At 56.5% G+C, this 12,927-nt stretch carries 9 protein-coding genes and 1 pseudogene; 2 read left to right on the top strand and 8 right to left on the bottom strand.

The genetic code is table 11. From position 1 onward, the window contains the following. Nucleotides 1-3: 3 nt before the first annotated feature. The 3 genes from GUY40_RS01440 to GUY40_RS01430 form a co-directional block, all read right to left on the bottom strand. Entirely contained in the window at nucleotides 4-1,197 is a 1,194-nt protein-coding gene (locus GUY40_RS01440) for an alpha-hydroxy-acid oxidizing protein (RefSeq protein WP_166567142.1), read from the bottom strand. Nucleotides 1,198-1,209: 12 nt separating this feature from the next. Continuing rightward, the gene (mdlC, locus tag GUY40_RS01435) at nucleotides 1,210-2,796 is read right to left on the bottom strand and encodes a benzoylformate decarboxylase (protein WP_178117621.1); all 1,587 of its coding nucleotides are present in this window, start codon (nucleotides 2,794-2,796) and stop codon (nucleotides 1,210-1,212) included. A gap of 115 nt (nucleotides 2,797-2,911) precedes the next feature. Then, on the bottom strand, nucleotides 2,912-3,802 hold the full coding sequence (locus GUY40_RS01430) for a LysR family transcriptional regulator (protein WP_166567141.1): 891 nt from the start codon (nucleotides 3,800-3,802) through the stop codon (nucleotides 2,912-2,914). 174 nt (nucleotides 3,803-3,976) lie between these two features. Here GUY40_RS01430 and GUY40_RS01425 point away from each other — a divergent pair, with 174 nt between their 5' ends. After that, a complete protein-coding gene (locus GUY40_RS01425) occupies nucleotides 3,977-5,323 on the top strand; it encodes an aromatic acid/H+ symport family MFS transporter (protein WP_166567140.1) in 1,347 nt (448 codons plus the stop codon). Nucleotides 5,324-5,455: 132 nt separating this feature from the next. Further along, nucleotides 5,456-6,703 carry an OprD family porin gene (locus tag GUY40_RS01420; RefSeq protein WP_166567139.1) on the top strand — a complete coding sequence of 416 codons (1,248 nt, stop codon included), beginning with the start codon at nucleotides 5,456-5,458 and terminating at the stop codon, nucleotides 6,701-6,703. A gap of 134 nt (nucleotides 6,704-6,837) precedes the next feature. On the opposite strand, the pseudogene GUY40_RS01415 reads toward GUY40_RS01420, so the two are convergent. The 5 genes and pseudogenes from GUY40_RS01415 to GUY40_RS01395 all read right to left on the bottom strand — a co-directional run. Continuing rightward, a pseudogene (locus GUY40_RS01415) lies at nucleotides 6,838-6,951 on the bottom strand (FAD-binding protein); the annotation flags it as partial. Between the two features lie 204 nt (nucleotides 6,952-7,155). After that, nucleotides 7,156-8,481 carry a dicarboxylate/amino acid:cation symporter gene (locus GUY40_RS01410; protein ID WP_166567138.1) on the bottom strand — a complete coding sequence of 442 codons (1,326 nt, stop codon included), beginning with the start codon at nucleotides 8,479-8,481 and terminating at the stop codon, nucleotides 7,156-7,158. A 617-nt stretch (nucleotides 8,482-9,098) separates the two neighbouring features. Next, the gene (locus tag GUY40_RS01405) at nucleotides 9,099-10,391 is read right to left on the bottom strand and encodes a VOC family protein (RefSeq protein WP_178117631.1); all 1,293 of its coding nucleotides are present in this window, start codon (nucleotides 10,389-10,391) and stop codon (nucleotides 9,099-9,101) included. A 204-nt stretch (nucleotides 10,392-10,595) separates the two neighbouring features. After that, nucleotides 10,596-11,078, bottom strand: coding sequence for a RidA family protein (locus GUY40_RS01400; RefSeq protein ID WP_166567136.1), 483 nt, complete (start codon nucleotides 11,076-11,078; stop codon nucleotides 10,596-10,598). A gap of 55 nt (nucleotides 11,079-11,133) precedes the next feature. After that, on the bottom strand, nucleotides 11,134-12,372 hold the full coding sequence (locus tag GUY40_RS01395; RefSeq protein ID WP_166567135.1) for a diaminopropionate ammonia-lyase: 1,239 nt from the start codon (nucleotides 12,370-12,372) through the stop codon (nucleotides 11,134-11,136). Between the last annotated feature and the right edge of the window lie 555 nt (nucleotides 12,373-12,927).

Below are 12,927 nucleotides of genomic sequence, written 5' to 3'. Positions count from 1 at the left end.
GGATTATCTTCTCGCAAGTTCACGTGGAGGAAGGGAGGCGACCGCCGACCGGTCAGGCGCGCTCGGCATCTGCAAGTCCAGGTAGGCGGGCGACAGCTGCTGCACCGAGGGGCAGCCGATGTGGGCGAGGGTGCGGTCGATGTCGTCTTTAAGCAGGCGCAACACCTCGTCGACACCGGCCTCGCCACGGGCGGCCAGGCCATATAACGTGGCACGGCCCAGCAACACGGCATCGGCGCCCAGGCACAACGCCTTGACCACATCGGCGCCACGGCGAAAGCCGCTGTCGACCAAAACGGGGGCGTCGATGCTTGCGGCCGTCTGCGCCAGCACTTCGATCGGTGAGATGGCGCCGTCCAACTGCCGGCCACCGTGGTTGGACAGGATGACGCCATCGACGCCTTCAGCGATGCAACGAGCGGCATCATCTTCGTCCAGCACACCTTTGACCAACAGCCGGTGAGGCCACTTGTCGCGCAGCCAGCGCAGGGCTTGCCAGTCGAAACTGGCGTCCATCTGCCGACTCATCAGCGCGGCCTGCACCTCGATGCTGGTCGCTTGGCTGCTGACAAAGTTGGCAAGCTGGGGCATGCCATGACGCACCAGGTCCAGCGACCAGCGCGGATGGAGGAAGCCATCGAGCAGGACGTTGGGGGTGAAACTCATGGGCATCTTGAATGCATTGCGCAGATCGCGCTCACGGTAGCCATTGACCCCGACGTCGGTGGTCAAGACCAGCGTCCGATAACCGGCCGCTAGCGCACGATCAACCATTTGCCCGGCCAGGCTGCGATGGACCACATACAGCTGAAACCACAGTTCACCCTCACAGCGGCGCGCTACGTCCTCGATCGACAGGTTCGAGGCCGTGGATAGCACGAAGGGAATGCCGGCGCGAGCGGCCGCGCGGGCCAGGGCAAGATCGCCCTCAGGCCACAGTGCTCCGTTCAGACCTGTCGGCCCAATCAGCAGGGGCATCGCCTGTGGTTTTCCGAACAGCGGCGTAGCCAGTTCGCGCTGGCTGACATCGATCAGTCGCTTGGGTTTGAAGCGCAAGCTGTCGAAGACGCTGCGGTTATGCGCCAGCCCTTTTTCATCTTCTGCGCCGCCGTCCAGGTAATCGAAGACCATCTTCGGCAGACGCCGGCGTGCCAGTTCGCGGTAGTCGGCAACATTAAGTGGGGTGCGATTCGACATGCACGAAACTCCTCAGCCCAGCGGCCCCAATGTGCTCACTTCGATAAGAACCGGGGCGTTCAAGGCAAGAGCCTGGTGCAGCGCATCCTCGAGTTGGCCGCGGTCGTTGGCCTTCAGCGCCCGCATACCATAGCCCTGGGCCACTTTGCAGAAGTCGATACCTGGCACGTCCAGGCCTGGAACGTTTTCGACTTCCAGCACCCCTGCAAACCAGCGCAGCGCGCCATAGGTGCCATTGTTCATGATGATGAAAATAGTGGGAATGTTGTATTGGACCGCGGTCCAGAGCGTGGTGATGCTGTAATTAGCCGAACCGTCGCCGATCACCGCGATCACGCGACGCTCGGGCTGGGCCAATTGCACACCCACGGCCGCTGGCATGGCGAAGCCAAGGCCTCCGGCTGCCGCGAAGTAGTAACTGCCCTGTTGTTGCATGCCAAGCCGCTGCCACATCAGCGCCGTGGTGGAGGTCGATTCGTTGAGGTAAATGGCGTCCTTGGGAGCGATCTCGTCGAGGGTGTCGAACACCACTTCCGGGCGCAGTGGCCCGTCCGATTGTTCCACTGGTTCAGGGGCGGGCAGTGCCTTGAGCTCAGGTCGATCGGCCAGCGGAACGTGCGCGGCCAGGGTCGCGGCAATCAATCCCACATCGCCGACAATGGCGTCGCCCATGGGCGCGCGTGCGGCTTCCAGGGGGTCGCAGGTCACGGCGATCAGCCGCGTGCCAGCAGCCAGGTACTGGCCCGGGTCATATTGGTGATAGCGGAACACCGGCGCGCCGAGCACCAGCACCAGGTCGTGACCTTCCAGTAGCTTGCCAATGGTGGCAATACCGGCCGGCAACAGGCCGCGGAAGTTGGGGTGGCGGGTCGGGAATGGGCACCGTGGTGCCGAAGGTGCCACCCAGACGGGGGCCTTCAGGCGCTCTGCCAAGGTCACGCAATGTTCGTTTGCCTGGGCAGCATCAACGTCGGGCCCCAGCACGAGCACGGGGTTGCGGGCACTGGCCAGCTGCTCCAGCAGATCGGCCAGCAAGTCGTCACTCAGGCCACCCGCATTCACCACCTGACGCTTGAGAAGGTGCGTGCTTTGCGGGTCTGCCTCCTTTGCCCAGTCGTCATAGGGCACCGACAGATACACCGGACCGCGCGGTGCCATCGATGCCATGTGAATGGCGCGACTCATGGCATGCGGCACCTCTTGCGCGCTCGCAGGTTCATAGCTCCATTTCACCAGCGGGCGGGGCAGGTTGGTGGCCTCGACGTTGGTCAGTAATGCTTCGATGCCCACCATCGCGCGGGTTTGCTGACCTGCTGTGATGATCAGGGGAGAGTGGGAGTTCCAGGCGTTGCTCAGTGCCCCCATGGCATTGCCGGTGCCGGCGGCGGAATGCAGATTGACGAATGCGGGCGCTCCGGTTGCCTGGGCGTAGCCGTCTGCGATTCCCACCACCACACCTTCATGCAAGCCCAGGATGTAGCGGAAATCGGCTGGGAAATCCTTGAGAAAAGGCAATTCGTTGGAACCCGGGTTGCCAAATACGGTAGTGATTCCTTGCTGTCGAAGCAGTTCGTAGGTTGTGGCGTGAACAGTGGTCATCGCATTGATCTCATTCTGGACTTCAGGCTTTACGGTAAAAGCCCGATCTGAATAGATCAAATAGATGATATTTCTATTAAGTATAATCAGTGTCTATATTGGTTGAGGGCGTCCATTACAAATCCATCAAGGTGTCCTTGAGCAGCCGGCAAAACCAACGCTGGGCCAGGATGTCGCTGTCGTGGTCGTTCCATTGCAGGCTGATCTCGATGTGCGGGACGGCAAAGGGCAACTCCACCACTCGAGTGGCACTGCGCGAAGCAAACATGCGCGCGACCCGGGCAGGCAGCGTGACCAACAAGTCGCTGCTGGATACGACTTCAGGCAAGACACTGAAATGGGGTACACGCAAGCGTACCTTGCGCTCGAGCCCCGCTTCTCGCAGGCGGTCTTCCACCACATGGTGTCCGGTAACGGCTGACACCACGACGTGATGCTCCTCCAGATACTGGGCCATCGTCATGGTTTCGCCGATGCGCGGGTGCTCGGCGCTCACCAGGCAGACATAGCGCTCATCGAAGATCAGGTCGCAATTGGCATCCAGGGGCAATTCGCTACGGTTGCAGATGGCAGCGTCGATTTTCCCGGTTTTCAACCATTCGCCCAGTTTGTCGATGTCGATCTGGATAACTTCCAGCTCGGCCTGTGGGGCCTGCTGCTGCAGGGCTTGGAGGATATAGGGCAGGAAGAACACTTCGCCAAGGTCCGACAGTGCCAGGCGGAACCCACGGGTCGATACGCGTGGGTCGAAATGGCTGGTCTGGGCGATGGCGCGTTCGATCTCGGAGAGCGAATAGCGGAACTTTGCATAAAGCTGCGTGGCCAGGAACGTGGGCTGCATTCCATCACGGCTGCGTTTGAACAGCGGGTCATTGAGCAGGGTCCGCAGGCGTGAGAGCGCATAACTGACCGATGGCTGAGTGACGTGCAGTCGTTCTGCCGCACCGCTGACGCTACCGGTTTCAAAAATGGTGACGAATACCCGTACGAGATTGAGGTCGATCATGGCTGTGAATATAGCCTCTGTTTATAGTTAATTCATAAATCTATCTATTTGATCTATTCGCAGTGTATCCATATCGTTTTGCCAAGGGAACCTGGTGAATTCACTCACAGGCTCCCATGGGCGGCGGTAACCGTACTGCCACCCCGGGTTCAACGATAATAAGAGCAACCACCTATGCCCTCGATCAATGCCTCCGAAGTTGTGAATAGCGCCCGCCTCAATCGGTTTCACTATCTGCTGGTTTTCTGGTGTTCCTTCATCATGTTGTTCGATGGCTATGACTTGGTTATCTACGGGTCCGTCCTGCCTCATGTCATGAGTCAATGGTCACTCTCCCCAGGGGAGGCGGGCGCATTGGGTGCCAGTTCAATGGTCGGCATGATGTTTGGTGCAGTGACCTTGGGTACTCAGGCCGATCGTTTCGGCCGACGTCGCGTCATTCTGTTTTGTGTGGCGCTGTTCAGCGTGGCGGCATTGGCCAACGCCTTCGCCACCGGGCCCACCAGTTTTTCCATATGCCGGTTCCTGACCGGGGCCGGCCTGGGAGGGGTGGTGCCCAATCTGGTGACGATACTCAAGGAGATGTCACCGGGCAGCTGCCGCAACCGGTTGATCAACCTGATGCTGAGTTTTTTTGCCGTGGGTGGGTTGTTGTCTGGCGTGGCCGGCGTCTACTTGATTCCGGTCTTTGGCTGGCATTCTCCGTTCTATATCGCCGGGTTGTCATTGCTTGCCTTGCCGCTGCTGTACAAAACCTTGCCCGAGTCAGTCGCCTACCTGCTGCACCGCAACCGCCAGGCGGAAGTCGCTGCGATCCTGCATCGGGTCAACCCGGAGCACAGGTTGGCTGGCGACGTGACTTACGTCCTGGCGCGCAGCGAATTGAGCGACGCGGGCCAAACCTCCATTTCCGCACTGTTTGGCAATGGCCGCACCTTGAGCACCCTGATGCTGTGGCTCGGTTTCGGCATGTGCATGCTGATGGTGTACGGGCTCAACACGTGGCTGCCCAAGCTGATGAGCAATGGTGGCTATCCATTGGGCTCCAGTATTGTGTTTCTGGTGGTGATGAACGTTGGCTCGCTCATTGGCACGCTGATCAGCGGTGTCATGGCTGACCGATGGGGGTGCAAGAAAACGCTGGTACTGTTCTTCGCCTTGGCCGCAGCCTCCATTTCGCTGCTGGGGATCAGGCCCGACACCACCACGCTCTATGCCTTGCTGCTGGTTGCGGGCGGCTCGACCGTTGGCTGCCTGTCGGTGGTGCACACTCTGGCTGCTGACTTGTACCCGACCCAGGTACGCTCGACCGGCGTCAGCATGGCGGCGGCGGTGGGTCGCTGCGGGGCGGTGGCAGGGCCGCTGCTGGGCGGCTTCCTGCTTAGCCTGAGTCTGCCCTTCGAGCACAATTTCGTGATCTTCGCAGTGCCTGGGGTCATCGCTGTATTTGCGGTGTTGCTAGTGGCCCATCAGCGCTCGGAACAGCGTGTCGGTCACCCGAAACCTCAGCAGAGCCTGTAACAGCCTCTCGAAACCCTTTGCCCCTTCATTTTCCTCTTCGTTTCAAACCGGATGGCCCCGCCGTGGCGCGGGGTGGCCGGGGTGTTCGTGCGACTTGAAAAACAACAATAAGATGAACCATTGGAGTGACGCATGATTGCATCCGTACGCATTGGTGCCTTGGGCGCACTGATAACCCTCTCTCTGAGCCCCGGCGTACGCGCTGACTTCGTGGAGGGCAGTCAACTGACCTTGGGCTTGCGCAATTTCTATGTCGATCGAGACTTCAAACAAAAGGACGCGCCCAAATCCAGGGTCGGCAGCTGGAGTCAGGGTTTCGATCTGATCTACCGGTCGGGCTACACCGATGGCCCGGTCCAGTTTGGCCTGGACACCTTCAGCCAGTTCGCCTATCGCCTCGATGGCGGCGGCGGCCGAAGTCCTGACAGCGTGTTGCCTTACGACCGAAGCAAAGGCGAGCCGGTGCGCGACTATGGCCGCTCGGGAGTGACCGGCAAAGTCAGGGTTTCCAGGACCGAACTGCGGGTCGGAGAACAACGGCCGACATTGCCGGTGGCCTACATCGATGACTCCAGGCAGTTGATGACCACCTATGAGGGCGCCACGGTCGAGTCCAGGGAATGGGACAAACTGACCCTCAACGCCGGCAGATTCTGGAAGATTGCCACTCGGGAATCCTCCAACAAGGAAGATATTTTCCTGTTTGGCGATAGCCCGTCGCAACACAGTGACGGGCTCAACTTTGCGGGTGTGCGGTACGAGTTCACGCCGACCTTGAATGGCACCTGGTATTTCGGCCAGTTGGAGGATATCTACCGACAACATTACGTTGCACTGGCGCAGACGCTGGACCTGGGCAATGGCTTTAGCCTCAAGAACGATGTTCGCTACTTCCACAACAGTGAAGATGGAAGCGAGCTGTCCGGCCGTCTGGACAACCGTTCCCTGGGCCTGATGAGCGCGCTGCGCAAAGGCGCGAGCACGTACACCCTGGGCTACCAGCGTATGTATGGCGATGACGCGTACCCGCTCCTCAACGGTTATGTCCCGCAGCCCTACCTGGTCAACTGGTCGACGCTGGGCTTCTACAAGGCCGAGGAGCGCTCCTGGCAAGCCCGCTACGATTACGACTTCGCCGCCATGGGAATGCCTGGCCTGAAGATGATGGTGCGCTACCTGCGCGGCACTGACATCGATCGCGGCGCCAACCTGCAAGACAACGTAGAAAGCGAGCGCAATTTCAACATCAGCTACGTGGTACAGCACGGCCCGTTAAAAGGGGTGGCGCTGGAGATGCGGCACATCGAAACACAGGCACGCTACGGCGCCGAGTTTGATGAAAACCGTTTGATCGCCACTTACACCTGGAAGCTTTTCTGAGGTGAAAAAGGTGGATAGCGGTGGTGGCAGAGAAGAGGCCGGTAATGGTGAGGGCGGGCAGTGCAAGTCGATTGCTATCGTCTAGGTTTAAATCATGTCGTCGTTGCTTGACGGCGGTTCCCCACAGGCATGGTGTACAGCTGTGGCGCGACGATCTTGCCGGTCTGGCCGACCTGCATGTCGTTCGGTACGAAACCTGCGTCGACTGCCGCGCGGGAAGCGCCAACAGCAGCGCCGAGCTTGTCGGCCGTTCAAGGTGTGTTTGACAGGCGAAGACACAGTTTCTGAGGGGGAGGGCGATGAATTGCGGAGGAGGGGATTTAGCGATTCAAAATATATGCCGGCAACCGGCTTGTGGGGAACAGCGAGGCATCTATATGACTCGCTTGTGTTGCGTAGGCGACTTTCCATGTCGCCCCGGGAGATCTGACGATAGATCCATCCTGATCTGGCTATGTTCTTATTGCATCCTCGCGTTCCAGCGTAACGTATTCAGGCTTTGCGGCTTTCAACGAAAGATTGGTCGCTTCCATTTCGGCCTCTGCTTCTTTCGATGACTGCAGGGCACCTTCCCACTTCGCTATGACCGCACATGCGATGGAGTTGCCAACCGAGTTCGTTGCTGACCGGCCCATGTCCAGGAAGGTGTCGATCGCCATCACTAAAAGAATGCCTTCCTCAGGCAATCCAAAGTGAGTCAATGTTGCCGCAATCACAATGAGCGATGCCCTTGGTACACCGGCAATGCCCTTCGACGTCACCATCAACATCAACAGCATGCCCAGCTGCGTGGTCAGTGGCATATCGATGCCATAGGCTTGAGCAATGAACAAGACGGTGAAGGTGCAATAGACCATCGTGCCATCAAGGTTGAACGAGTAGCCCAGGGGCAAGACGAACCCGGAGATCTTGCGTTTGACGCCAAATTTATCCAGACACACCAGCAGTTGAGGAAAAGATGCCTCGGAGCTCGCGGTGAAGAAAGACAGCAGAAATGGCCCTTTTACCGTGCGGATGAGCTCAAAGACCCGACGACCAAGTACTAGATATCCCGCGAAAATCAGCAAGATCCAAAGGGTGATGATTCCCAAGTAGAAGCAGCCGATGAATTTTGCAAAGGTGACAACAATCCCCAATCCCTTAAGCGCAATGATGTTGGCAACGGCTGTAAATACTGCCAGCGGTGCAAGCCACATTACGAACTCGGTGATCTTCAGCATCATGTGGGAGATGGATTCGATTAGCACAACAACCGGCTCACCTTTCGAACCGATGACAGCTAAGGCAGTCCCGCAGAAGATCGAGAACACCACGATTTGCAGGATCTCGTTTTGCGCCATCGCTTCGGCGATCGATCGTGGTACCAGATGGGTGATGAAGTCCTTCAACGAGAAGGCAGCAGTGTTTAGGCCGCTTTGAGCGTCGGGTGCTGGTAACGACAAATTCATACCGACGCCTGGCTGCATTAGGTTGGCCAGCAGCATCCCAAGTAACAGCGAGATGAAGGACGCGCTGATGAACCAGGCCATGGCCTTGGCTCCCACCCTGCCAATGTCACTTGAGTCGCCAATACGTGACAGTCCAGGGACTAATGTGGCGAAGACAAGAGGGCCGATGATCATCTTGATCAGACGCATAAACACATCAGTCCCAATAGACAGGTATCCTGATATGTCAGCCAGAACTTTTGCGTCAGTCACGGTGTGGTGCACGCCAGCGCCCAGTACAATACCGAGTACCATGGCTATTAATATAAAGCGGACAATGAGCTTATTCATAATTTGCCTATAAGTGTCGGTGGCGTTTATCGCCATCTATTTTTGGATGCCTGTTTTGTTTTTTAGCGAAGTTATTCTCGCAACGCTGTTTGAAAGTGTCTTATTTGGCATCCTTGGCCTGTCTCAATGAGTAGGGACATCGGATCTCTTTAAGTGATTTCTCTGATTGGATGTAGAGGAGGTTGTCTTCCCCATTGCGCGAGTAATATCCAATCATTGTTACCGCCTGTCTGATTGTTGATTTATTCCGATGGCAGGACTTTGAAGTAGGGTTTGCGCTCGTTGTTATTGTTTGCCGCGAGCCGCAGGCTCGTAGTTAATTTGTCTGTGGTACGACAATAGCTGTTGGCAAATAGCTTGTTCGGCTCAGCATCCATCATCGGATGCTGCGAAGTACAATCGCTAATCTCTATGCCGCTATCCATACGATCAATAACGCGTTGCCGAACGCAGCGCCAAGGCCCTAACGGTTGACCGAGTAGCGACGACTGGTCAGCCTGGTGAAGGTGAGGGTATGGCGGAGGCACCGATCATTTACCCTCTTGGGCCAGAGAGTAGATCGATCGGTCTGCACGCCATACCCCTCACTCCAACTGTGTGGCGGTACTGACGTCAGGTCAGAGGGCCAAGCCCAGCTTGGCGAGGGACTCTCGTTGGCTGTGCTCGTACAGTTGGAATTTGTCTAGTACGGAAGAGCCAAGAGCACGCTCGAAATTGTCTTTAGCCGCGTTCGAGGCGAACTCTTTTTGTTCTGTTCCACCAAGGTTGGACTGGAAGATTCCGGCGGCACTGACAGGAAGAAAATCTTCGTAAATGATCGGATCGGCAAGTACCAACCCTTTGCTGATTAGATCTTCCAGTGGCAGCAGCTTGGCGTGCTCCGGTTGGTATCCCGGGCCAGCGGAATATTTAAAATACGCCAGTTCCTGGATCCGCATGTCTTCAAGGCTATCGGGGAATTTTTTAAAAACTGCCTTTAGATTGTTTTCATAAGAGACAGCTTCTGCACCGATCGCACGGCGAGCTTCGCTGAGCAGTTCGTCATAGAGCGCCATGCCCTTGGGCGTTAGGGCAGAACCTCGCTGTTCAATCTCACCAAAGCGGGCAGTGTGCGCACCGTCGCAGTCTGCTACGAAGCGAATACGTTCTTCAAGCGCCTTGAAGCTCGTCTGGCGGAGAAGGATGGGGACGTTGCGCCGGGGTGGCCCTTCAATTAGTTGCTTCGCTTGTACGCCACGCTTAGGCATCTCCGCCTGGGCTTGGTCGATGTCCAGCGTTCTAGGTGTGAGATGGTTGATATGCGGGCCACGGAAACACACCACGTCAGCCACCAGGCGATGAGCATCCTGTAGACGGTCAAAGGTCTGCGCATCTACGGTGGCTTCGCTGTGCCACCTGAACGTTTCGATCAGCTCGGAAACGAACTCAGCTCCTTCTACGGACGATAGGCCACCTTGTTGCTCAGCCAGTTCAAGCAACTCAATTGCGTTACCTGTGAAAATATTCCTGCCGGATAAAATCCGTTCAGCTGTGGCACGTAGTTCCAGATTGTCGATCAGTTCTAGGCGCAGAAGAGAAGTAAAAACTCGGAAAGGGTTCTTTGCCAGCGATTCGTTCGAGACGGGGCGGAATGCAGTCGCATGTACTGGCACGCCAGCGACGCTTAGATCGTAGTAGTCGACCGGCAACATACCCAATACGTGGAACATCCGTCGCAGGGTAGCGAGTTCCTGGGCGGTGCCGAGCCTGATTGCGCCGTGATATTCCTGGGTTAGCCGATTGAGATCATTTGTTCGGCTCAATGCGGCGCGCAGTTCATCGTGTTGATTAAGCGTGTTCTCGTTGACGTCAGCGACAATGCTCAGGAGGGTTGAGTATTGCAACACCTCGGCCTTGTACATATCAGACATCTTTTGGGAAAAAATTGCGCGTAGGTCATCTGGTGAGATGAAATCAGACTGAGTATTTGTTTGCACGGGTTTCACCGGGTTGCCTTTGGCTCAATGAGACTGGGCTGGGAGGGCGGGTACTGTGGCGCAGCAAAGGCAACTACTAGAGAGTATCCTTACCGTTTCACGCAACCGCCGCCCCTGTGTTTTGTTATTGGGAGTCAGCTACCGCTTTCTGACAGCAATCATGTCCAGTTCTACTGCAGCATTTCTTGGGAGCCCTGCGACGCCGACGGAGGTACGTGCGTGACCTGCAGCCTCACCAAACAGGTTACGCAGTAGCTCCGACGCACCATCCGCTACTTGGGTTTGTTGTGAAAAGCCGTCGGCACCTTGAACGAACACGTTGATCCGTAGGATCTTTTCTACTGCCGCAAGCGAGCCAAGCGAATGCTTGAGTACGATCGCCGCGCGCAGCGCGCAAAGGGCGGCGGCGGTCTTCGCATCGCCCAGGGATAAGTCCTGACCAACCTTGCCGGGGTGAGTCACCGCGTCGCCAATTTTTGGTATCTGGCCACTGAGATACAGTGAATTTCCGTCGATGGTCACCGGCTCATACAGGCCGCCAGAAACTGGATTTTCTTGGACGTCCAAGCCAAAAGTCGACGCCAGCTCTGCTAGCTTGATATCGCGTTCATTCGATTGCATGGGTAACCTTCAATCTGCTGCTCAATAGTAACGTCGCTTGCGTAAACTCATCGCCTCACAGCGCGGACTGCTTCTGGCGTTCAAACACTTCCGTGGCGGAAACGCCTACCAGTTTCTGGTAGATTTCCGGATCGGTCGCGCCTTCACAGCCAAAAAGCAAGATCTGGCTGTTCTCGTCCAGACCGAGTTTCGCTTTCAGCTCCATGTCTGCAGCTGCCTTGAGCACGGTTGCGTAACCACCAGCGGCCGACTCACCGCAAACAATTGGGGTGTCGTTGTTGCCGTCGGCGAGCGCCTTCATGGCATCAACTGCCCAGGCATCAGGAATGGCTACGTAGTCAGTGCAGAGCCACTCCAGCAACTTCCATGCAGCCGGCGAGACCTCGCGACAGGCCAAGCCCGCCATAGTCGTATGCAAGGTGCCGGAGGAGGGAGTTGGTACACCGATCGAAGCGCTTTGATAAAGGCAATCGGCTTCGCTTGGCTCAACCATGACAAACCGAGGCAGGTTCTGTTCACCCAAGCGCAGCGCGATACCCAGGAAAACTGCGGCAGCAATACTTCCCACGCCACCTTGCATGAATACGTGCGTGATCTTTGAAAGGTCAGGCACAGCGGCCATGGCTTCTTCAACCATCACCATATAGGCGTTCATGACATGGCGTGGAAGCGGTTCTTCAAAGTCCGCCCATGAAGTGCTGCTTACAAAATGCCAGCCGTTCATACGCCCATCTTCTTTCGCGCGTTTGACGGAGGCTTCGTACTCACCGTCAATGCGGATGACAATGGCGCCGTAGGCTTCCATTGCTTCCTTGCGGCCAGGACTGACATGTCCATGAATGTAAACCACGCAGCGGCAGTGGAACGTGGCGGCGGCGTGAGCCAACCCGCGACCTTGGTTACCGTCCGTTGCGACGCAGACGGTGACGCGTTCGGTGATTTTCTTGAACTCACCAGTGCGCAACTGGGCCGCACTCGGTCGGGCGCCGGTGGCCTTTTCAACGGCATCTGCCAGCAACATGAAGACAGTGTAAGGCGCCCCCAGCGCTTTAAAGCTGCCCAGCTTGCGCCCAAAGCGTTGGCTTTCGTCTTTATAGAAGATTTTGCCGAAGCCTAATTTCTTCGCTTGGTTGTCCAGTGACCACAAGGGCAGAACTTCATAGCCGGGCCATTGTGTAACTTCCTGAACAGCTGACTGCCAGTTCTTTAAGTTATCGACTGCGGTTTGCGCGTTCTGACGTTTTTCGGGAAGAGTGTTTACTGTGGAGCGATAATGCAGATATTCAGATTGCATTCAGATGATCCTCTGTACTTTGATCTTGTTTGGGTGGGGCTAGCTTTATAGGTGCGTTTGCATCGGTATGTACCGCGTGCTCGCCACCTGCCAAATGCGAATCGTGCAATATTGGCTTTGCCTTCTGGTGGAACTAGATCGAGCACATCACAGTTCATTGGGACGAGTCAGTCGGCCCGTTTCTCGACTTTCACAGACGAGGAATTATCATTCAAATCGTTTTTAGATATGGTGCAATCCATTTGGTAAATGATGGAGGCGATGCAGCATGGAAAGAGTGTGAAAATATACGAATATGGGATTAAAGTTGGTTAATTCCTTAGGGTCTGTTCATTTATCGGCATTCAGCGGTGTTGACTTTGATTGGCATAGGTGGGGCTTGCGAGCACTGGGAGCATTCAGTAAGACTATTTGTTTCATCAATAGCGATATACAAAATATCCATTGGATGGATTTTCGTCAGTCAGGGATATTGATCGCAATTAAGAAACTATGCTCACGCCATGACCTAACAAGACGACGCGCGAACTTTTATGCGCCTGGCCTTCTGGCAGC

The sequence above is a fragment of the Pseudomonas sp. R5(2019) genome, from assembly GCF_009905435.1.
Classification (GTDB): Bacteria; Pseudomonadota; Gammaproteobacteria; order Pseudomonadales; family Pseudomonadaceae; genus Aquipseudomonas.
The sequence above is the reverse complement of the archived record's forward strand: the minus strand, read 5'-3'. Positions and strand labels throughout refer to the sequence as shown.

Coding starts and splice junctions, on each gene's coding strand:
- GUY40_RS01440 (WP_166567142.1), bottom strand. CDS start 1,197: ATGTCGAATCGCACCCCACTTAATGTTGCCGACTACCGCGAACTGGCA.
- mdlC (WP_178117621.1), bottom strand. CDS start 2,796: ATGACCACTGTTCACGCCACAACCTACGAACTGCTTCGACAGCAAGGA.
- GUY40_RS01430 (WP_166567141.1), bottom strand. CDS start 3,802: ATGATCGACCTCAATCTCGTACGGGTATTCGTCACCATTTTTGAAACC.
- GUY40_RS01425 (WP_166567140.1), top strand. CDS start 3,977: ATGCCCTCGATCAATGCCTCCGAAGTTGTGAATAGCGCCCGCCTCAAT.
- GUY40_RS01420 (WP_166567139.1), top strand. CDS start 5,456: ATGATTGCATCCGTACGCATTGGTGCCTTGGGCGCACTGATAACCCTC.
- GUY40_RS01410 (WP_166567138.1), bottom strand. CDS start 8,481: ATGAATAAGCTCATTGTCCGCTTTATATTAATAGCCATGGTACTCGGT.
- GUY40_RS01405 (WP_178117631.1), bottom strand. CDS start 10,391: ATGTCTGATATGTACAAGGCCGAGGTGTTGCAATACTCAACCCTCCTG.
- GUY40_RS01400 (WP_166567136.1), bottom strand. CDS start 11,078: ATGCAATCGAATGAACGCGATATCAAGCTAGCAGAGCTGGCGTCGACT.
- GUY40_RS01395 (WP_166567135.1), bottom strand. CDS start 12,372: ATGCAATCTGAATATCTGCATTATCGCTCCACAGTAAACACTCTTCCC.